This window comes from Achromobacter sp. Marseille-Q4962 (assembly GCF_943737005.1).
Lineage (GTDB): Bacteria > Pseudomonadota > Gammaproteobacteria > Burkholderiales > Burkholderiaceae_B > Achromobacter.
Genome location: NZ_CALSFU010000001.1, coordinates 203,471 through 223,409 on the forward strand (window position 1 = coordinate 203,471; position 19,939 = coordinate 223,409).

Genomic DNA, 19,939 nt, shown 5'->3' on the forward strand with positions numbered 1-19,939 from the left:
AGAGTTGGGACCGGCGCGCCGCCGCCGCGGTTCCGCGGCCGCGGCGCTATTTCTTCAGCAGGGCCTTGAGCATGTCCAGCCGCGCTTTGGGGTTCATGGCCCGCGTGGCCTCGTCTTCCTCGATGCGCTGCTCGCCCAGCCCCATCTCTTCGATGAAGCGCGACGGCTCGCGCACCAGGTCCTCGCGCGCGCGGCGGCGGCGCTTGCACCAGCTCAGGTTCAGGCTGCGCTGCGCGCGCGTGATGCCCACGTACATCAGGCGGCGTTCTTCCTGGATGCGCGTGGCGAGGTTCTCGGCGGCGCGGGCCGGGTCGCCGACCTCGTCGTCCTTGCCCAGGTGCGGCAGCAGGCCCTCTTCCACGCCCGCCAGGTACACGTGCGGATACTCCAGGCCCTTGGAGGCATGCAGCGTGGAGAGCTTGACCGCGTCGGGCTCTTCCTCCTCGCCCCGTTCCAGCATGGTGACCAGGGCCACGTGCTGCACCAGGTCGAAAAGGCTCATGCCGTCTTCCTCGGCCTTGCGCTTGAGCCAGCCCGTCAGTTCGAGCACGTTCTGCCAGCGCGTCTGCGCCGGCTTCTCGTCGAAAAGCTCGTACAGGTGGCGCTCGTACTGGATGGCTTCGAGCAGGTCGTCCAGGATGCGGCCCGCCGGCTCGGCGGGCGCGTCCGCCCCCCCGGACGCCGCGCCCCGGCCCGCGCGCCATTGCATGCGCCGGATGAATTCCGTGAAGGTGCGCAGCGGCTCGAGTTGTCGCGGGGCCAGCAGGCTCTCCAGTCCGGTTTCGGCCACGGCCGCCAGCAGCGATATCTCGCGGCTGGCGGCATACTGCCCCAGCGTCTGCAGCGTGGCCTGCCCGATGCCGCGCTTGGGCGTGGTGGCCGCGCGGATGAAAGCCGGATCGTCGTCATCGTTGGCGAGCAGGCGCAGATAGGCCAGGATGTCGCGCACCTCGGCCTTGTCGAAGAAGCTCTGCCCGCCCGCCACCGTATACGGGATCTTCAGGTTGCGCAGCGCCTGCTCCAATATGCGCGACTGGTGGTTGCTGCGGTACAGGACGGCGAAATCCTTCCACTGGGCCTGGCGCTCGAAACGGGCCGCAGACAGCTTGATGGCGATGGACTCCGCCTCGTGCTCCTCGCTGTCCATGGCCGAAACCACAATAGGTTCGCCCATGCCCAGGTCCGACCACAGCTTCTTCTCGAAGAGCTTGGGGTTCTTCTGGATCACCTGGTTGGCCGCGGCCAGGATGCGTTGCACCGAGCGGTAGTTCTGCTCCAGCTTGATGAGCTTGATGTCGGGATAGTCGGTGGTGAGCTTGGCCAGGTTCTCGATGGTGGCGCCGCGCCACGCGTAGATGGCCTGATCGTCGTCGCCCACCGCCGTGAACATGGCCCGGTCGCCGGTCAGGAGCTGCACCAGCCGGTACTGGCAGACGTTGGTGTCCTGGTATTCGTCCACCAGCAGGTAACGCACGCGGTTCTGCCAGCGCGTGCGCACGGCTTCGTTGTTCTGCAGCAGCAGCGCCGGGATGCGGATCAGGTCGTCGAAATCCACGGCCTGGTAGGCGTTCAGGGTGGCAGCGTAGCTGCGGTACACGTTGGCCGCCTCCACGTCGCCCGGCGTGATGGCCTGGCGAGCGGCGTCGTCGGGCTCCATGAGCGCGTTCTTCCACAGCGAGATGATGCCCTGCACGTGGCGCAGCCGGGCCTTGTCGGTAGTGGCCAGCAGCTCCTGGATGATGGCCAGGGCATCGTCGGCGTCCAGAATGGAAAACGTGGGCTTCAGGCCCGCGTGGCGGGCCTCTTCGCGCAGCATCTTCACGCCCAGCGAGTGGAACGTGCTGATCGTCAGGCCCTTGGCCAGCTTGCGGTCCACCAGCGTCTTCACGCGCTCGCCCATTTCGCGCGCGGCCTTGTTGGTGAACGTCAGCGCCACCACGTTGCGGCCCATGTAGCCGCACTCCCGCAGCAGGTAGGCGATTTTCTGGGTGATGACGCGCGTCTTGCCGCTGCCTGCGCCGGCCAGCACGAGGCAAGGGCCGTCCAGGTACAGCACGGCGGCTTTCTGCGCGGGATTCAGGCCGTGGCCGATGGGTTCGCTGGCGGACATGGATTGCGGAATGGCTCAAGAGCGGCGCCTTGCGGCGGCCGCGTCGGAGGTCAAAGATGATAGAACAATCGGCGCTGCGCCGCAGCGATGCGCGCCGGGGCCGCGCGAGGCTTCTTGCGGAGTCAACCGGCCCTAGATCTCCAGCGGATCCACTTCGAGCTGCCAGCGCACCCGCGCCTCGTTGGCGAGATAGGGCAAATGATGCGACCACGACGCCAGAAACGCCTGCAAGGCGGGCCGGTTGACGCTTTCGACCAGCAGCTGGGCGCGCTCCACGTTGGCGACCCGCACGATGCGCAGCGGCACCGGATCGTAGAGCATGACGGCATTCAGTGTAGGGAAGTCGGCCGCCCACTCGCCTTCGGGCAGCGCGCGCGCCTGCTGCAGGAATGCCACCGCCGTGGCCAGCTCGCGCGACTCGGCGGTCAACAGGGCCTGGTAGGCGTAGGGCGGCAGGCCGGTGCTCTCGCGCTCCTGCAGCGCGTGGCGGGCAAAGCCGGGGTAATCGTGGCGCAGCAGCGCCTGGTAGACGGGCTGCTCGGGGTAGCCGGTCTGGATCAGCACTTCGCCGTTGCCCTGGTGCCGGCCCGCCCGCCCCGCCACCTGCATGAGCTGCGCGAACAGGCGCTCGGGCGCGCGGAAATCGTGGGCGAACAGCATGGAGTCGGCATTGAGCACGCCCACCAGCCCCAGGCGCGCGAAGTCATGCCCCTTGGCCACCATCTGCGTGCCGACCAGGATGTCCACTTCGCCGGCATGCACCGCCGCGAACAGTGCCTCGGCGCTGCCCTTCCTGCGCGTGCTGTCGGCGTCGATGCGCAGGATGCGCGCCTGCGGAAACAGCTCGGCCAGGTGCTCTTCCACCCGCTGCGTGCCGCGTCCCATGGGCGACAGATCCTGGTCGCCGCACTCGGGACAGGCGCGCGGCACGGGCGCCTGGTAGCCGCAATGATGGCAATGCAGGCGATGGCCCCGCCCCTCGGTGCGGTGCAGCACGGTAAACGCGGTGCACCGCGGGCAATTGCTCACCCATGCGCAGGACGGGCAGTGCAGCACCGGCGCATAGCCCCGGCGGTTCAGGAAAATGAGCGATTGCTCGCCCCGCTCCAGGCGCTCGCCCACCGCCTCCAGAAGCTGCGGCGACAGCCCCTGCTTCATCTGCAGCCGGCGCGTGTCGATCAGCCGTATCGCGGGCAGGCTGCTGGAACGGGCGCGCGACGGCAGATCCAGCTTCAGGTAGCGCCCGCGCAGCGCGTGCTGCCAGGTTTCCAGCGAAGGCGTGGCCGAGCCCAGCACGACCGGAATGTCCAGATCGTGCGCGCGCCACACGGCGAGGTCGCGCGCGGAGTAGCGCAAGCCCTCCTGCTGCTTGTAGGACGGGTCGTGTTCTTCATCCACCACGATCAGTCCCAGCTCGCTCATGGGCGCGAATACGGCCATGCGCGTGCCCAGCAGCATGCGCGCCTGGCCACGCTGCGCGCGCGCCCAGGCCTGCAGACGCTCGCCGTCCGACAGGCCGCTATGCAGCACCGCCACGCCCTCCGGCCCCACCAGTCCTTCCAGGCGCGCCCGCAGCGCGCCCTCGAGCTGCGGCGTGAGGTTGATTTCGGGCACCATCAGCAGCACCTGCCGCCCCTGGGCCAGCACGCGCTCGGCCGCGCGCAGGTAGACCTCGGTCTTGCCGCTGCCCGTCACCCCGTACAGCAGAACGGGCTTGAAGCTGCGCAGCGCGGCAATGGCGTCGGCCGCGGCGCGCTGGGCCTGGTTCAGCTCGGGCGGCTGGTCGGCCGCGGCGGGTGCGCGCGCGGCTTTGCGCTTACGCGCGTCCAGCCGCGCCACCGGACCGCCGGCCGAGCGCTTGCCCAGGTAGGCGCTGGTCTTGCGCAGCGGCGGCGGCAGCGTGGGCAGCATGACTTCGCCCAGCGGACGCTGGTAGTACTCCGCGGCAAAGCGCGCCAGGCGCAGCCAATCCTCGGCAAAGGGCGGCAGGTCGTCCAGCACCTGCTCGATGGGACGGATCTGGGCCGGGTCGTAGGACGGCCCTGCCGGGTTGTCCACCACTACCCCGATCAGGCGGCGGCGACCGAATGGAACGATGACCCGCAGCCCCGCCGCCACCGGCTCATGGTGGCGGTAGTCGAACGGGCCGGGCAGGGGCACGTCCAGGGCCACGCGCACCCAGCACGGCGGCGAAACGTCTGCGGGCCGTTCCTCAGACATGGACAGAGCGACGAGACGAAAGAATGGGACGGCCGGCCGGCCATCCTATGGCCGATCCGGCGCGGTCGCGGATCGGGGCGTCAAATGGGGCCGGTTTCCGCCCGGCCGCCGCGCATAGCGGGGACGGCGCTGTGGATAACTTTGGGGAAAAGGCCGGGACCACATGGAAAAACGGCAATCTGCAGAATTGCTTCAGTTCTTGCAAACCTGTTGAAAACCCGTTTTTTTCTTTAAAAAACATATAGTTATGCAAGCTTCCGAGATTGTAAGCCAAGTATTAGAGGGTTTTCCCCGAGGCCCATCGTGCTGTGCACAACTGTGACGCCGAACCACGGGCTTCGGCCTCCCGGACCGAAGCGTACACTCACTTATCGCCGCAGCGAGCGGCTGTGATGGTGGACTTCTTCCACCAATTCGGCTACGGCATCCGGCGGAGTAAAACGCGAAATCCCGTGGCCCAGATTGAAGACGTGCCCCCCCTCGCCGACCGGGCCGTAGGCGTCCAGCACGCGGCGCGCCTCGGCCCGCACGGCCTGCGACCCGCCGAACAGCGCCATGGGATCCATATTGCCCTGCAGCGCGACGCGGTCGCCCGTGCGCCGCCGCGCCGCGGCCAGGTCCACGGTCCAGTCCAGCCCCACCGCGTCGCACCCGCAGGCCGCGATCTCTTCCAGCCACTGTCCGCCGCCCTTGGTGAACACGATGACCGGCACCCGCCGGCCTTCGTTCTCGCGCCTCAGGCCCGCCACCACCTTGCGGGTGTAGGCCAGCGAGAACTGTTGGAACAGGCCGTCGGCAAGCACGCCGCCCCAACTGTCGAACAGCATGACGGCCTGCGCGCCGGCGTCGATCTGCGCGTTCAGGTATTGCAGGGTGGCCTGCGCATTGACCTCCAGGATGCGGTGCAGCAGATCCGGACGGGCATAGAGCATGGTCTTGACGAGACGGTAGTCGTCGCTGCCCTGCCCTTCGACCATGTAGCACGCGATCGTCCAGGGGCTGCCGGCAAAGCCGATGAGCGGCACTTTGCCGTCCAGCTCGCGGCGTATCACGCGCACGGCATCGAACACATAGCGCAGCTTGTCCATGTCGGGCACGGCCAGGCGCGCCACGTCGTCTTCGGTGCGCACCGGGCGCGCAAAGCGCGGCCCTTCGCCGGCCGCGAAATCCAGCCCCAGGCCCATGGCGTGGGGAACGGTCAGGATGTCGGAGAACAGGATGGCGGCGTCCAGGGCGTAGCGGGCCAGGGGCTGCAGCGTGACCTCCGCGGCATAGTCCGGATTCTGGGCCAACCCCATGAACGAGCCCGCGCGGGCGCGCGTCTCGTTGTATTCGGGCAGGTAGCGGCCCGCCTGGCGCATGAGCCAGATGGGGGTATAGGGCACGGGTTCGCGCAGCAGCGAGCGCAGGAACACGTCATTCTTCAGGGCGGAAGCAGGCACGGCTGTCCTCGATGATCGGAAGCCGTGATTTTACTGCCCCGGGAACGCGCGGCCCGCCGCGGCCCGCGCCGCATTCTTGTGCGGACGCAAGCGCCCGCGCGGCGCGCCGCCGCGGTCAGGGGTTTTCGTCGTCCTCGTGCAGCGCCGCGCCGTCCAGGCCGTCGGCCGCGGCCTGCCGGTACGGCGCGGCCTGGATGCCGTGCTTGCGCATCAGCGCCCAGAAGGCGCGGCGGTGCTTGCTCGACGCGCGCGCGGCCTGCGCCACGTTTCCGCCGTGGCGCGACAGCGCCCGATGCAGGTATTCGCACTCGAAACCGTTGACCACCCGCGCCTTGGCCTGCCGGAAAGGCTCCTGCGCATGACGCGGCAGCCGGCGCGGCAGGGCGGACTCCGGCAGGCGATTTCCGGGCCAGCCCGGGCGGCCCGCCCATGGCGCGGAATGCGCGCCCGGTCCGTGCGCATCCGGCCCACTCGGCCCCGGTTCATATGGCCCTGGCGGATAGGCGCCCGGGAAGTGAATTTCCGGGGTATGAGTGCCCGGGACATGAGTTCCTGGAACATGCGCTCCCCGGGCATGGGCGCCATAGCGCGGCGGCGCCGGCTCGCGCACGCCCCGCCCGGCGCCGCAGGCAAACCGGGTCAAGTCCGCGCCATCGCGGCGCGGGCCGGCCGGCAGAAGCCGGGCCGGGCCGCCCGCCCAACGGCCGAGCCGCACGCGCAGGTCCTCCGTGCATGCCGGCTCGGTGACGAAGTCGGCCGCGCCCAGCGCCAGCAGGTCTTCGATGGCGGGCGCCTTCAGCTCCCGCACCAGCAACAGCAGGGGCGTGTCCAGGCGCCCCTGGCATTGGGCCAGCGCCGTGCGCGCCCAGCCGAGCGAGGGCGCCGAGACGGGAAGCAGGCAGCTATCGTAGCGTCTGAGCGCCACGGCGAGCCGCGCAATGGCGTCCGCCGGCCCGGACGGCGCGCCGTCCGTTGCGCCCAGGTCTACCGCATGCAGCCGCACGCGGGGCAACAGCGGCTGCCGCCCCGCCATCCATGCCCGCATGGCCCCCACGTGGGCGGGCGCGAGCAGCACGCCGCAATCCAGCATTTCGCGCATGCTCCTGGCCTCCTATTCCGTATGAACAGCGGCAAGGCTACGCCGCGCGCCGCGCCGCATCCATTCGTGGATCACGCATTGCGGCAGGCCGCAGGGGCATCGCCCCGGCGGCGGGTCGGAGCCGCAGCGGCCGCATGGCGCCGCCGCGAAAGCAAAAACCCGCCACGAGGGCGGGTTCTTGCATGCCGCGAGGGCCGGCTCAGTGCGAGCGGCGGCCTTCGCGCAGCCGGCGCGCCGCCGCGGCCTGGGCCGCGAGCATGGCGAGCTCGGCTTCGACGACAGCGATGTCGGCCTTGTCCTTGGCGTTGCGCAGCGCCTCTTCGGCGCGCTTGCGCGCGTCCAGGGCGCGGGCCTCGTCGAGGTCGGCCGCACGGATGGCCGTGTCGGCCAGCACCGTCACGCTGCCCGGCTGGACTTCCAGGATGCCCCCGGCGACGAAGATGTTTTCCTCGCCTTGGTCGGCACGAACGATCTTTACCGTCCCGGGGCGTATGCGCGAAATCAGCGGGGTGTGGCCAGGCAGGATGCCCAGCTCGCCCGCCTCGCCAGGCAGCACCACGAACTTCGCCTCGCCGGTGAAGATCGCTTCCTCTGCGCTGACGACATCCACATGCAGGGTAGCCATATCGGTTCCTTATTGCAGTTTCTTGGCCTTCTCGAAGGCTTCGTCGATCGAGCCGACCATGTAGAAGGCCTGTTCCGGCAGCGCGTCGCACTCGCCGTTCACGATCATCTTGAAACCGCGGATGGTCTCGGCCAGGGGCACGTACTTGCCGGGCGAGCCGGTGAACACTTCGGCCACGTGGAAGGGCTGCGACAGGAAGCGCTGGATCTTGCGCGCGCGCGCCACGATCTGCTTGTCTTCCGGCGACAGTTCGTCCATGCCCAGAATCGCGATGATGTCGCGCAGTTCCTTGTAGCGCTGCAGCGTCTGCTGCACGCCACGGGCCACCTGGTAGTGCTCTTCGCCCACGACTTGCGGGTCGAGCTGGCGGCTGGAGGAATCGAGCGGGTCCACGGCCGGGTAGATACCCAGGGCGGCGATGTCGCGCGACAGCACCACGGTGGAATCCAGATGCTGGAAGGTCGTGGCGGGCGACGGGTCGGTCAAGTCGTCGGCGGGCACGTACACGGCCTGGATCGAGGTGATCGAGCCCGTCTTGGTGGAGGTGATGCGCTCCTGCAGCTTGCCCATTTCTTCGGCCAGCGTCGGCTGGTAGCCCACGGCGGAAGGCATGCGGCCCAGCAGCGCGGACACTTCGGTGCCGGCCAGGGTGTAGCGGTAGATGTTGTCCACGAAGAACAGGATGTCGCGGCCTTCGTCGCGGAACTTCTCGGCCATGGTCAGGCCAGTCAGCGCCACGCGCAGGCGGTTGCCCGGGGGTTCGTTCATCTGGCCGAACACCATGGCGACCTTGTCCAGAACGTTCGACTCTTCCATTTCATGGTAGAAGTCGTTGCCTTCGCGGGTACGCTCGCCCACGCCGGCGAACACCGACAAGCCGCTGTGCTGCTTGGCGATGTTGTTGATGAGTTCCATCATGTTCACGGTCTTGCCCACGCCGGCGCCGCCGAACAGGCCCACCTTGCCGCCCTTGGCGAACGGGCAGACCAGATCGATCACCTTGATGCCGGTTTCGAGCAGTTCCACGGAGGGCGACAGCTCGTCGAAGGCCGGCGCATCCTGGTGGATGGCGCGCTTTTCGTCGCTTTCGATGGGGCCGGCTTCGTCGATGGGACGGCCCAGCACGTCCATGATGCGGCCCAGCGTGCCGGCGCCCACCGGCACCGAGATCGGGGCGCCCGTGGCGGCGACCTTCATGCCGCGGCGCAGGCCGTCGCTGGAGCCCAGGGCGATGGTGCGCACCACGCCGTCACCCAGCTGCTGCTGCACTTCCAGCGTCAGGCCCTTCTCGGCGAACGAGGAACCCTCGTCGACCAGGGTGAGCGCTTCGTAGATCTTGGGCATGTGATCGCGGGGGAACTGAATGTCCACCACGGCGCCGATGCACTGAACGATGGTTCCGTTGCTCATGTCGATTCCTTGCTTGATAGCTTTTGACGGGATGCCCCTCGCCTCAGACGGCGGCGGCGCCCCCTACGATTTCCGAAATTTCCTTGGTGATCGCGGCCTGGCGGGTCTTGTTGTAGACCAGCTGCAGATCGCCGATGACCTTCTTGGCGTTGTCCGACGCCGCCTTCATGGCGACCATGCGGGCCGACTGCTCCGAAGCCATGTTCTCGGCCACGGCCTGGTACAGAAGGCCTTCGACGTAACGCTGCAACAGGTCGTCGATCACGCTACGAGCGTCGGGTTCGTAGATGTAATCCCAGCTGTATTGCGTCTTCAGCTCGGCGGCCGGCGCCAGGCTTTCGGCGCCCGTCTGGAACGGATCGTCCAAACCGCTGGCCAGCGGCAGCAGGCGCAGGAACACCGGCTCCTGGCGCATCGTGTTGACGAAGCGGGTGGTCGCGACGTACAGCGCGTCGATGCGGCCTTCCAGGTAGTCGTCGAGCTGCACCTTGATGGCGCCCAGCAGGCGGTCGAGCTGCGGCTTGTCGCCCAGTTGCACTTCCTGCGACACCAGCTTGGCGCCGATGCGGGTCAGCACGCCCAGGCCCTTGTTGCCCAGCGCGGTCGCCTGCACGGAAATGCCGCGCTGCGCGAATTCCCTGAGCTTGGCCAGCGTCACGCGGGTGACGTTGGTGTTCAGGCCGCCGCACAGGCCCTTGTCGGTGGTCACCAGGACCACGCCGACCGCCTTCATTTCGCGTTCGACCAGGTACGGGTGGCTGTATTCGGGGTTGGCCTGCATCAGGTGCGCGGCAATCTCGCGCACCTTGTTGGCGTACGGACGTCCGGCGCGCATCCGCTCCTGCGCCTTGCGCATCTTGGATGCGGCGACCATTTCCATCGCCTTGGTGATCTTGCGCGTGTTTTGCACGCTCTTGATCTTGGTTCGGATTTCCTTGATTCCGGGCATTGCGCTTTCCTGTGAAGACTGGCCGATGAGGCGGGGCGCACGCCCCGCCTCATCCGAAGGACGGGGCGCACGCCGCGGCGCGCGCCCCGTCACTTACTTAAAAAGCACCGTGCTTCTTGAAATCCTGGATGGCGGCGGACAGTTCGGCCTCGTCATCCTTGGACAGTTCCTTGGTGTCTTCGATGCGCTGGACCAGGGCGGCGTGCTTGGCCTTGAGCTGATCCTTGAGGGACTTCTCGAAAGCCAGCACCTGGCCGACTTCCACGTCGTCCAGATAGCCGTTGTTCACGGTGTACAGCGTGACGGCCAGTTCCCAGACCTGCTGCGGCTGGTACTGGGGCTGCTTGAGCAGTTCCACCACGCGCTTGCCGCGCTCGAGCTGGCGACGGGTGGCGTCGTCCAGGTCGGAGGCGAACTGCGCGAAAGCGGCCAGTTCACGGTACTGCGCCAGGTCGGTACGGATGCCGCCCGACAGCTTCTTGATGACCTTGGTCTGGGCGGCGCCGCCCACGCGGGACACCGAAATACCGGCGTTGATGGCCGGACGCACGCCCGCGTTGAACAGGTCGGTTTCCAGGAAGATCTGGCCGTCGGTAATGGAAATGACGTTGGTCGGAACGAAGGCCGACACGTCGCCCGCCTGGGTTTCGATGATCGGCAGCGCGGTCAGCGAGCCGGTCTTGCCCTTGACGGCGCCGTTGGTGAACTTCTCGACGTACTCTTCGTTCACGCGAGCGGCGCGCTCCAGCAGGCGCGAGTGCAGGTAGAACACGTCGCCCGGGTAGGCTTCGCGGCCCGGCGGACGGCGCAGCAGCAGCGAAACCTGGCGGTAGGCCCAGGCCTGCTTGGTCAGGTCGTCGTAGACGATGAGGGCGTCTTCGCCGCGGTCGCGGAAGTATTCGCCCATCGTGCAGCCGGCATAGGGGGCCAGGTACTGCATGGCCGCCGAATCCGAAGCCGAGGCGGCCACGACGATGGTGTATTCCATGGCGCCGTGCTCTTCGAGCTTGCGGACCACGTTGTTGATGGTCGACGCCTTCTGGCCGATGGCGACGTACACGCAGGTGACGCCCTTGCCCTTCTGGCTGATGATGGTGTCGACGGCCACGGCGGTCTTGCCGGTCTGGCGGTCGCCGATGATCAGCTCGCGCTGGCCGCGGCCGATGGGCACCATCGAGTCGATGGCCTTGATGCCGGTCTGCAGCGGCTGCGACACCGAGCGGCGGGCGATGACGCCAGGCGCCACCTTCTCGATGATGTCGGTTTCCTTGGTATTGATCGGACCCTTGCCGTCGATGGGCTCGCCCAGCGTGTTCACCACGCGGCCCTTCAGCTCGGGGCCGACCGGCACTTCCAGAATGCGGCCGGTCGTCTTGACCTGGTCGCCTTCGGACACGCCGGTATAGTCGCCCAGAATCACGGCGCCGACAGAGTCGCGCTCGAGGTTCAGCGCGAGGCCGTAGACGTTGTTGGGGAATTCGAGCATTTCGCCCTGCATCACGTCGGACAGGCCGTGGATGCGGGTGATGCCGTCGGTCACGGAGACGACGGTGCCCTGAGTGCGGACATCAGCCGAAGCGCCCAGGCCCTCGATGCGGCTCTTGAGCAGTTCGCTGATCTCGGAGGGATTGAGTTGCATAATGACTCCTGGAATCCTGTAAGTTGCCTCAAGCGGCGAGCGTGTCCCGCATGCGGGCCAATTGGGCTTTGACGGAAGTATCGAGCACCTGGTCGCCGACCGACACGCGCACGCCGCCGATCAACGACGGGTCGACCGTGACGGCGGGCTTGATCTTGAGACCGAATTTGAGTTCGAGCGCGGAGACCAGTTCTTTGACCTGAGCTTCGCTGAGTTCGAACGCGCTGGCGATTTCCGCCTGCGCCGTGCCTTCGCGACGATTCTTCAACGCCGTGAACTGCTCGGCGATGACGGGCAAGAGGAGCAGCCGGCCGTTCTGCACCAGCAGCTCGATGAAATTGCGGGCGGCCTGGGGAAGCTCGCTCTTGAGCAGGCCGCTGAAAAGCTGCACGCGCTGCTCGTCGCCCAGGCGCGGATCGGACATGGCCTCGCGCACATCGGGATTGGCGGCAACCTGCGCCATCTCGCTCACCAGGTTGGCCCAGGCCTCGAGGCCGGCCTTGTCGTCGCACGCTGCGCCGAAGAGCGCTTCGGCGTAGGGACGGGCAACAGTGGAAAGTTCAGCCATGGCGTTCCCGGATCAAAGCTGCGCCTTGAGCTGGTTGAGCAGCTCGGCGTGAGCGCGGGCGTCGACCTCGCGCTTGAGGATTTGTTCTGCACCCTTGACGGCCAGAGCGGCGACGTCATCGCGCAGCGCATCGCGGGCACGCTGGACTTCCTGAGCGGCATCCTGCTCAGCCCGGGCCACGATGCGGGCGCGCTCGGCTTCCGCCTCGCGGCGGGCCTGTTCGATCAGCGCGGCAGCCTGTTTCTCCGCCTCGATCAGACGGGCGTGGTTTTCAGACTTGGCAGACGCCTCGATCAGACTGATACGCGCCTGGGCCTGAGCCAGATCGGCCTTGCCCTTCTCGGCGGCGGCCAGGCCGTCGGCGATTTTTTGGCGGCGCTCGTCCATCGCCTTCGTCAGAGGGGGCCACACGAATTTCATCGTGAACCAGCCCAGAACGAAGAACACGAGCATCTGGAAAATGATCGTCGCGTTCAGATTCACGGTCGTTCCTTTAACACCTTTCGGCCCCACCACGGCATCATGCCGCACGGAGCACTCGATACTTTGCCGACAGGCGACGGGTTGTTCGGCCCGTCGCCGCCGGCGTCATGACCCGCCTCTTCGCCGGCGGGCAGTGCCTTAGCCGACGAACGGGTTGGCGAAGGCGAACAGCATGGCGATACCCACGCCGATCAGGAACGCCGCGTCGATCAGGCCGGCCAAGAGGAACATCTTGGTCTGCAGAGCGTTCATCAGTTCAGGCTGACGAGCCGAAGCTTCCAGATACTTGCCACCCATCAGTGCGATGCCGATGCAAGCGCCGATGGCGCCCAGACCGATGATAAGACCGCAAGCGAGAGCGACGAAAGCGACGTTGGTCATGACAACTCCTTGGTTAGAAATCTGAAGTCAAAAATTAAGGAATAAGGGTACAGCTCAATGCAAGAGGATCTTGCCATCCGGCGCCGGCCGCTGGGCCGTCGCCGGAAATCCGGGGGGTCAGTGTCCTTCGTGGGCCTGGCCGATGTACACCAGCGTCAGCATCATGAAGATGAAGGCCTGCAGCAGGACGATCAGGATGTGGAAGATCGCCCACACCGAGCCGGCCAGGACCTGGCCGATGCCCAGGCCGACGCTGGTGGCGTTGAAGCCGGTCCAGGCGCCGCCCAGCAGGGCGATCAGCATGAACACCAGTTCGCCGGCGAACATGTTGCCGAACAACCGCATGCCCAGCGAGACGGACTTGGCGGCGTATTCGATCAGGTTCAGCAGCAGGTTGAAAGGCGACAGCAGGATGGAGCCCACGCCGTGCGCATGGAACGGGGCCGTGAAGAGTTCTTTGACGAAACCGCCCGGATGCTTGATCTTGATGCCGTAGTAGAACATCAGCAGCAGCACGCCCAGCGACATGCCCATGGGCACGTTCAGGTCGGCGGTGGGCAGAATGCGGTGGTAGTAGAGGGGATCGCCGTGGTGCGCGCCCAGGCCGGTCCAGCGCCAGATGGAGGGCAGCAGGTCGACGGGCAGCAGATCGAGCGCGTTCATGAGCACGATCCAGAGGAAGACGGTAAGGGCCAGCGGCGCCACGAACAGGCGGCTCTTGGCATTGTGGACGATGCCCTTGGCCTGATCGTCGACCATGTCGACGATCATTTCGACGAAGGCCTGGAAGCGCGAGGGAACGCCGCTCGTGGCGCGGCGCGCGGCGCGCCACAGGAAGAAGATGACGACCAGCCCGGTCAGGGCGGACCAGAACAGCGAGTCGTAGTTGATGACATTGAACTGAGCGATAGCGCTCTGCTTTTCGCCGATATTGTTCAGATGCACCAGGTGGTGCTGAATATATGCGGACTGAGGCGACACGTCGCTGGCAGCAGCCATTTGAATCCTACCCTATTTGCTGTATGCCCGAACCCTTGCGGATCCCGGCGATTCCACGATTTCGTTTGCCGCAACTGCTCGGCGCTATGACAACTTGCGGAACATCATTAGCAGGAGATAGCCCTTCAGGGTGAGTATCAGCCCCAGCAGCGCGGCGGGCCATGACAGCCAGCCCTGGGCGACACGCGAAAGCAGCCACAACAGCAGCGCCGTTGCGAACAGCTTGATCAACTCACCGAAGAGAAAGGTAAAGGGACTGGCCTTGCCGGTCCGCACGCTGACAACCAGGCGCAATGCAAACAATGCATTGGGTAAGAAATACGCTACCGCCCCCGCCAGCGCCGACAGACCTGCCGCCGCCCCTCCGACAACCCCCGCAATTACCGCCGCCGCGAGCCCCATGGCGCCCTGCGCAGCCAAAGTCAGCAGCAGTCCGCGCAGAGCCTGGGCATTCAGCGCCGCGCGATCCGCGTCGGTGAACTCCCTGGGACGATGCTCCTCGTGTTGCGGCATCAGGCTTTCTCCCACCTTGTGCTGCATCGCGTTCTGCATCGGCCAGCCCCGGTTTCCTCGCTCCTACCTGCTGAAACGGCGCGTTATTTTACCGCCAGATCGATCCATGAATTTGCCGGCTTTTGTCACCGCGCCCACTCCGTCCTCTGGTGCAAACCAAAGCCAGAGAATCAGACAGAAGTCGAAGACAATTCCCGGCGGAAATTCCTGGCGCCACCCGTCGGCAAAGGCGCTATGTGTTCTAGTCCCGCAAGCGTCAAACCCGCAGAGTATAGCGTGATTCTTTTTGGACGGGCAAATTGCTTTCGGCCCGTTGTAAGGCGCCGCGGCACGCCAAAAAGGGGACGCGAATCCGCGTCCCCCCCGGCGCCCGCGATCAGTCTTCCTGGACCGGCGGCGGCGCCCAGAGGCCGTCCAGCGCGGTGTTCTTCGGCCAGTACAGCCGCATGCTGAGCAGGAAGGGCCCGTCGGCCGTCGGCGTGGGCAGCCAGTTCGAGCGCTTGTTGTCGCCCGGGTCCGAGCGCCGGATGTAGATGTCGAGCGACCCGTCGCTGTTGTATTTCAGGTCGTCGGTGCTGCGGATGACGTAGCGCTTGGCCGCGTTGTCCGCGAAGTTGTGCTTGTCGTTGTACAGATGCAGCGACCAGAACGCGTTCACGGGCGGCAGCTGCCCTTTGTCGAAATGCAGCACGTAATCCTCGTCGGCCTGCAGCGGGTCGCCGTCGGCGTCGGAGACGGTCACCGGGTACAGCACATCCTCGGGCGTGGGCGCGCCCAGGCCCGCATAGGCGATGGCCGCGCGCCGCGTGTAGTCGGCGCCGTAGGTGCCGATGCCCGTGAGCACGGTGTTCCAGCCGTTCATCGGCGTACCCAGGCGCCAGACGCTGTCGGCGATGCGGCGGCCGGCCACGGGCTGCGCATCCGTGAGGGCCTGCTGCACCGCCGGGCTGAGGCGCGCATAAGAGAACGGCGCGCGCGTGTCCAGCCCGATGCGGCGCATGCGCTCCAGCATGGGCGTGTCGTTGGCGTGCGGCGGGTTGTTGCGCAGCACGTCGAAAAACAGCCCGAAGAACGTGGCCGCGTCCAGACTGGCCGCCTGCTCGGCGGGCGTGCCCGCGGGGAGCTGGACCGGCGTCGGCATGGGCACGTCGCTGCCGATGGGCGCCGTGCCTATGCCCGAACCCGTCATGGGATACGGCGAAACTCCGCCGCGGTGACGGGCCGGCCTGGACGAAGCCGAAGCCGCGGCCGGCGCCGCCATGGGCGTGGCCGTCATGGCCGACTGGATCTGATTCACGGCCGCATAATCGGACGGACTGCCCGTCTGGGTCCAGCCCAGCAGCCAACCCGTGGAGGTGGGGCTGTGTATCACATCCATGCCCGCCGGCGGCGTGCCCTGCCAGCCCGGCCCCACCAGCAGGAACGATTGCGCACCCGGCCCGTTGGTGCGGGTGCCGCGCGAGGCGAAGACGTCGCTCCACATGTCCAGCGCGGACAGCACGGTATAGCGCCCGCCCGTGTCGGGCAGGCGCACGACCAGCGGCGTGCGCGATACGTCGAACCACAGGCTGGAGTACAGGGTGTCGGCGCTGGGCCAGGGCGTATCGGTCGCCTGCGGATCGGGGAAGGCCGCCTTGTGGCCGAACTGATTCATGGGCGCCTTGCCGTCCAGCGGCGTCTGCACGGCCGTGGCCTGGCGGCGCGCCAGCTCCATCAGCACCATGGGATAGGCATACACATACGCGTCGACCGCGGTGTCGCGCAGCTCTTCCTCGCTCATGGGCGCGGCGGCGGGCGCGCCGCCGGGCTGATAGGGAGTCTCGGACACCAGACGCAGCGACGGCTGCGGCGCGGGGGGCTGCGCGGAAACGGCGGCAGCGAAGCAGACGCCCAGCGCTCCGGCAAGGGCGGCCGCGGGCCAGCGGCGGGTGGCAATGAAAGTACGCATGCAGGGCTCCTTGTTCATTTTGTTGGCAAGCAAGCCGCCGCGCGGATCCTGGGATGCGCGGCACCTTCAGTTATCACGCCCAGCCAGCATAGGACCGAAGCATGAAACAAGGTGCATTTCAAACGTTTCAAGGCGCAACGATTCCGTCCGGCCCGCGCGCCGCGCAAATGAAAAGAAATCTATGGTCAGCCCGATTTTTGCCAGGTTTCTTGCCAGGCCGTCGAGCCGTTTATGTCTGCACGTACTCGCGTCGCAAAACCAGGAAGTGACAGCGTAAAACGGTGATGAAGGTCAGGCTGCGCCAACCGCCTGCTCACTTCGGTCGTGCGTTCCGTTGGCGAGGATGGCCCAGGCTATCCTCGCCAATTTGTTGGCCAGCGCGCAGGCCGCCACATTCGAGTGACGCCTTGCCGGCAGCTCGCGCCCCCGGATGCCGAGTCGATCCGTGCGCCGCCCGATGCGTTGCATGACCGCTCGCGCGCCTTGCACCAACAATCGTCTGAGATTCTTGCCGCCGCGCTTGCTGATACCCAACAGCGTGGGTGTGCCGCCCGTGCTGTACTGGCGAGGCGCCAAGCCCGCCGAGGCGGCGAACTGGCGTGCCGAGCCGACTTGCCGCGCATCGCCCGGTTCTGTCATCAGCACGCTCGCCGTGATCGGCCCGATGCCGGGGAGTTCCGGGAGCCGCTGGCCGCGCTCAGCCTCGCGCAGCCGCTGGCGCGAGCACTTCTTGCGAAACACCATTCTGCCGGTCGCGTCCTGCCCGTGCAAATGAAAGCCATGCTTGCCCAGATCAATGCCAATTAGCGTGACGGTGTTCATGAGAGGGCTCCCAGAAAGACCGATCCCCACTCAGCGTACCGCTTCGTGGGGATCGGGCTGACCATCTCATTAGCGCCCCTGGCGGGGCGCTGACGGCCGGACAGGCCGCGACGGCTCAACGATGCTTGAAGTCGGGCTTGCGTTTCTCGGTGAAGGCGGCCATGCCCTCCTTCTGGTCTTCGGTGGCGAACAGCGAATGGAAGACCCGGCGCTCGAACAGCAGCCCTTCGTTGAGCGGGCTTTCATAGGCGCGGTTCACGCATTCCTTGGCCATCATGACCGAAGGCAGCGACATCGACGCAATCACGGCGGCCGCCTCCAGGGCTTCGTCCAGGAGCTTGTCGGCCGCCACCACGCGCGACACCAGGCCGGCGCGCTCGGCTTCTTCGGCGCCCATCATGCGCGCCGTCAGCACCAGGTCCATGGCCTTGGCCTTGCCCACCGCGCGTGGCAGCCGCTGCGTGCCGCCCGCGCCGGGAATCACGCCCAGCTTGATCTCGGGCTGGCCGAACTTGGCGGTGTCGGCGGCGATGACGATGTCGCACATCATGGCCAGCTCGCAGCCGCCGCCCAGCGCATATCCCGCCACCGCGGCGATGACGGGCTTGCGGATGCGCTTGAGCGTTTCCCAATTGCGGGTGATGTACTCGCTGCCGTAGACGTCCATGTACGACCAGTCTTTCATGGCGCCGATGTCCGCGCCGGCGGCGAAGGCCTTTTCGCTACCCGTGATGACGATCGCGCCGATGTCCGCATTGGCCTCGAAGGCCAGCAGCGCCGCGCCCAGCTCGTCCATCAGCCGGTCATTCAGCGCGTTGAGGGCCTTGGGACGGTTAAGCGTCAGCAGGCCGACGCGCCCGCGGGTTTCGACCAGCACAAACGACTCGCTCATTGATGTCTCCAGCAATATGAAAGTTAAGATATGAACATGGAAAAAACTCCCCTACTTTACCGCCTCTGGCCGCACGATCCGGCAGGACATCGCTACCGGATTACCCTGACCGTGCCCTCCCCCTCGCCCGAGGGGCAGCGGCTGTCCATGCCGGCCTGGATTCCCGGCAGCTATCTCATCCGCGACTTCTCCCGGCAGGTCGAATCGCTCGCCGCCCACGCGGGCGGGCGGCGCGTGCCGGTGCGGAAGTTGGACAACCACACCTGGCAGGCCGCTCCCTGCGACGGCCCGCTGCGGGTCGAGTACACGGTGTACGCCTGGGATCTTTCGGTGCGCGGCGCCCACCTTGACGAAACCCACGGGTTTTTCAACGGCACCAGCGTGTTCCTGCAGGTGCACGGCCAGGAACACCTGCCCTGCCTGCTCGATCTGCAGCCGCCGCGCGGCATCGCGGGCTGGAAAGTCCACACCAGCCTGCCCGAGGCGCGCGGCCATGCCGGCGCGGCGCGGCGGCATGGTTTCGGCCTGTACCGCGCGCCCGACTATGACGCGCTCATCGACCATCCGGTCGAAATGGGCACGCCGCAGGTGGCCCGCTTCACGGCGCACGGCGCCGAGCACGAACTGGTTTTCACCGGCGTGGCGCCCAATCTCGATCTCGCGCGCATCGCGCAGGACGTGCGCCGCATCTGCGAAACGCAGATCGCGTTCTTCGAGCCGCGCAGCCGGCGCGCCCCGTTCCTGGACAGCGCCGACCGCTACGTCTTCATGACCATGGTCACCGGCGACGGCTACGGCGGCCTCGAGCACCGGGCCAGCACCGCCCTCATGACCTCGCGCAAGGACCTGCCCGTACTGGGCCAGAAGGGACAGGGCGAAGGCTACCGGGGCTTCCTGGGGCTGGTCAGCCACGAGTACTTCCATACCTGGAACGTCAAGCGCATCAAGCCGGCCGCCTTCGTGCCCTATGACCTGTCGCGGCCGGACCTGACCCGCCTGCTGTGGGTGTTCGAAGGCTTCACGTCGTACTACGACGACCTGCTGCTGCTGCGCTCGGGCGCCATTACGCGGGCCGACTACCTGCGGATGCTGGGCAAGACCATCACCAGCGTGGCGCGCACGCCGGGTCGCGCCAAGCAGTCGGTGGCCGAAAGCTCGTTCGATGCCTGGACCCGCTACTACAAGCAGGACGAGAACTCGCCCAATGCCCTGGTGAGCTATTACACCAAGGGCGCGCTGGTGGCCCTGGGACTGGACCTGCTGATACGCCGCGACACCGCCGGCGCGCGCTCGCTGGACGACGTGATGCGCCTGCTTTGGCAACGCTACGGCCGCGGCTTCTACGCGCCGGGCGCGAAGCAGCAGGGGCTGCCCGAAGATGGGCTGCCCGGCCTGGTCGAAGAGGCCACGGGCGTGGACGCGCGCCGCTACATCGCCCGCCACGCCTACGGCACCGCGGACGTGCCGCTGGCCGAACTGCTGGCGCCGCAGGGCGTATCGCTGCAATGGAAGCCCGCCTCCAACCTGCCCTCGCTGGACGCGCGCACGCGCAAACAGGGCGACTCGCTCGTGCTGGCCACCGTGTTCGAAGGCGGCGCGGCGCATCGGGGCGGCCTGTCGGCCGGCGACGTGCTGGTGGCCATCGACGGGCTGCGCGTGGATGCGCCGGCGGGCCTGGAATTGCTGCTGGCGCAGTACCGGCCCGGCGACCGGGTGCGGGTGCACGTATTCCGCCGCGACGAGTTGCGCGCATTCGACGTCAGGCTGTCGGCGCCCGAGCCCCTGGACTGCGTACTGTCCGACGCCGCGCAAGACCAGTGAGCCCGGCGCGGCGCGGGC

The 19,939-nt window shown here is 67.1% G+C and carries 16 protein-coding genes and 1 pseudogene; 1 reads left to right on the plus strand and 16 read right to left on the minus strand.

Annotated features, from left to right (window positions below; genetic code table 11):
* Positions 1–46: 46 nt before the first annotated feature.
* The 16 genes and pseudogenes from NGJ44_RS00920 to NGJ44_RS00995 all read right to left on the minus strand — a co-directional run bounded on the left by NGJ44_RS00920 (position 47) and on the right by NGJ44_RS00995 (position 18,100).
* A complete protein-coding gene (locus NGJ44_RS00920; protein WP_251862839.1) occupies positions 47–2,110 on the minus strand; it encodes a UvrD-helicase domain-containing protein in 2,064 nt (687 codons plus the stop codon).
* Positions 2,111–2,242: 132 nt separating this feature from the next.
* Positions 2,243–4,330 carry a primosomal protein N' gene (locus NGJ44_RS00925; protein ID WP_251862840.1) on the minus strand — a complete coding sequence of 696 codons (2,088 nt, stop codon included), beginning with the start codon at positions 4,328–4,330 and terminating at the stop codon, positions 2,243–2,245.
* Positions 4,331–4,698: 368 nt separating this feature from the next.
* Entirely contained in the window at positions 4,699–5,772 is a 1,074-nt protein-coding gene (gene hemE / locus NGJ44_RS00930; protein WP_251862841.1) for a uroporphyrinogen decarboxylase, read from the minus strand.
* A 115-nt stretch (positions 5,773–5,887) separates the two neighbouring features.
* Positions 5,888–6,862: a helix-turn-helix domain-containing protein gene (locus tag NGJ44_RS00935; RefSeq protein ID WP_502802094.1), complete on the minus strand. Its 975-nt coding sequence runs from the start codon at positions 6,860–6,862 to the stop codon at positions 5,888–5,890.
* Positions 6,863–7,070: 208 nt separating this feature from the next.
* The gene (locus NGJ44_RS00940; protein WP_053245417.1) at positions 7,071–7,496 is read right to left on the minus strand and encodes a F0F1 ATP synthase subunit epsilon; all 426 of its coding nucleotides are present in this window, start codon (positions 7,494–7,496) and stop codon (positions 7,071–7,073) included.
* Positions 7,497–7,505: 9 nt separating this feature from the next.
* Positions 7,506–8,906, minus strand: coding sequence for a F0F1 ATP synthase subunit beta (gene atpD / locus NGJ44_RS00945; protein ID WP_053244702.1), 1,401 nt, complete (start codon positions 8,904–8,906; stop codon positions 7,506–7,508).
* 43 nt (positions 8,907–8,949) lie between these two features.
* Positions 8,950–9,855, minus strand: a complete 906-nt coding sequence (atpG, locus tag NGJ44_RS00950) for a F0F1 ATP synthase subunit gamma (protein WP_053244703.1) — start codon at positions 9,853–9,855, stop codon at positions 8,950–8,952.
* A 97-nt stretch (positions 9,856–9,952) separates the two neighbouring features.
* Positions 9,953–11,494 carry a F0F1 ATP synthase subunit alpha gene (atpA, locus tag NGJ44_RS00955; protein ID WP_053244704.1) on the minus strand — a complete coding sequence of 514 codons (1,542 nt, stop codon included), beginning with the start codon at positions 11,492–11,494 and terminating at the stop codon, positions 9,953–9,955.
* A 28-nt stretch (positions 11,495–11,522) separates the two neighbouring features.
* On the minus strand, positions 11,523–12,062 hold the full coding sequence (locus NGJ44_RS00960) for a F0F1 ATP synthase subunit delta (RefSeq protein ID WP_053245418.1): 540 nt from the start codon (positions 12,060–12,062) through the stop codon (positions 11,523–11,525).
* A 12-nt stretch (positions 12,063–12,074) separates the two neighbouring features.
* The gene (locus NGJ44_RS00965; RefSeq protein ID WP_053245419.1) at positions 12,075–12,545 is read right to left on the minus strand and encodes a F0F1 ATP synthase subunit B; all 471 of its coding nucleotides are present in this window, start codon (positions 12,543–12,545) and stop codon (positions 12,075–12,077) included.
* A 138-nt stretch (positions 12,546–12,683) separates the two neighbouring features.
* Positions 12,684–12,926, minus strand: coding sequence for a F0F1 ATP synthase subunit C (atpE, locus tag NGJ44_RS00970; protein WP_003815363.1), 243 nt, complete (start codon positions 12,924–12,926; stop codon positions 12,684–12,686).
* Positions 12,927–13,043: 117 nt separating this feature from the next.
* Entirely contained in the window at positions 13,044–13,925 is an 882-nt protein-coding gene (atpB, locus tag NGJ44_RS00975; RefSeq protein WP_251862843.1) for a F0F1 ATP synthase subunit A, read from the minus strand.
* 84 nt (positions 13,926–14,009) lie between these two features.
* On the minus strand, positions 14,010–14,438 hold the full coding sequence (locus NGJ44_RS00980) for an ATP synthase subunit I (protein WP_053245425.1): 429 nt from the start codon (positions 14,436–14,438) through the stop codon (positions 14,010–14,012).
* 376 nt (positions 14,439–14,814) lie between these two features.
* Positions 14,815–16,386, minus strand: a complete 1,572-nt coding sequence (locus NGJ44_RS00985; protein ID WP_251862844.1) for a DUF1254 domain-containing protein — start codon at positions 16,384–16,386, stop codon at positions 14,815–14,817.
* A gap of 291 nt (positions 16,387–16,677) precedes the next feature.
* A pseudogene (locus NGJ44_RS00990) lies at positions 16,678–17,103 on the minus strand (transposase); the annotation flags it as partial.
* Positions 17,104–17,323: 220 nt separating this feature from the next.
* Positions 17,324–18,100 carry an enoyl-CoA hydratase gene (locus NGJ44_RS00995; protein ID WP_053245422.1) on the minus strand — a complete coding sequence of 259 codons (777 nt, stop codon included), beginning with the start codon at positions 18,098–18,100 and terminating at the stop codon, positions 17,324–17,326.
* 30 nt (positions 18,101–18,130) lie between these two features.
* Between NGJ44_RS00995 and NGJ44_RS01000 the strand changes: the two genes are divergently transcribed.
* Positions 18,131–19,921, plus strand: coding sequence for a M61 family metallopeptidase (locus NGJ44_RS01000; protein WP_251862845.1), 1,791 nt, complete (start codon positions 18,131–18,133; stop codon positions 19,919–19,921).
* Positions 19,922–19,939 lie beyond the last annotated feature (18 nt).

Coding starts and splice junctions, on each gene's coding strand:
- atpD (WP_053244702.1), bottom strand. CDS start 8,906: ATGAGCAACGGAACCATCGTTCAGTGCATCGGCGCCGTGGTGGACATT.
- NGJ44_RS00920 (WP_251862839.1), bottom strand. CDS start 2,110: ATGTCCGCCAGCGAACCCATCGGCCACGGCCTGAATCCCGCGCAGAAA.
- NGJ44_RS00960 (WP_053245418.1), bottom strand. CDS start 12,062: ATGGCTGAACTTTCCACTGTTGCCCGTCCCTACGCCGAAGCGCTCTTC.
- atpG (WP_053244703.1), bottom strand. CDS start 9,855: ATGCCCGGAATCAAGGAAATCCGAACCAAGATCAAGAGCGTGCAAAAC.
- NGJ44_RS00985 (WP_251862844.1), bottom strand. CDS start 16,386: ATGCGTACTTTCATTGCCACCCGCCGCTGGCCCGCGGCCGCCCTTGCC.
- atpE (WP_003815363.1), bottom strand. CDS start 12,926: ATGACCAACGTCGCTTTCGTCGCTCTCGCTTGCGGTCTTATCATCGGT.
- NGJ44_RS00940 (WP_053245417.1), bottom strand. CDS start 7,496: ATGGCTACCCTGCATGTGGATGTCGTCAGCGCAGAGGAAGCGATCTTC.
- NGJ44_RS00925 (WP_251862840.1), bottom strand. CDS start 4,330: ATGTCTGAGGAACGGCCCGCAGACGTTTCGCCGCCGTGCTGGGTGCGC.
- atpA (WP_053244704.1), bottom strand. CDS start 11,494: ATGCAACTCAATCCCTCCGAGATCAGCGAACTGCTCAAGAGCCGCATC.
- NGJ44_RS00935 (WP_502802094.1), bottom strand. CDS start 6,862: ATGCTGGATTGCGGCGTGCTGCTCGCGCCCGCCCACGTGGGGGCCATG.
- NGJ44_RS00980 (WP_053245425.1), bottom strand. CDS start 14,438: ATGCCGCAACACGAGGAGCATCGTCCCAGGGAGTTCACCGACGCGGAT.
- NGJ44_RS01000 (WP_251862845.1), top strand. CDS start 18,131: ATGAACATGGAAAAAACTCCCCTACTTTACCGCCTCTGGCCGCACGAT.
- atpB (WP_251862843.1), bottom strand. CDS start 13,925: ATGGCTGCTGCCAGCGACGTGTCGCCTCAGTCCGCATATATTCAGCAC.
- NGJ44_RS00995 (WP_053245422.1), bottom strand. CDS start 18,100: ATGAGCGAGTCGTTTGTGCTGGTCGAAACCCGCGGGCGCGTCGGCCTG.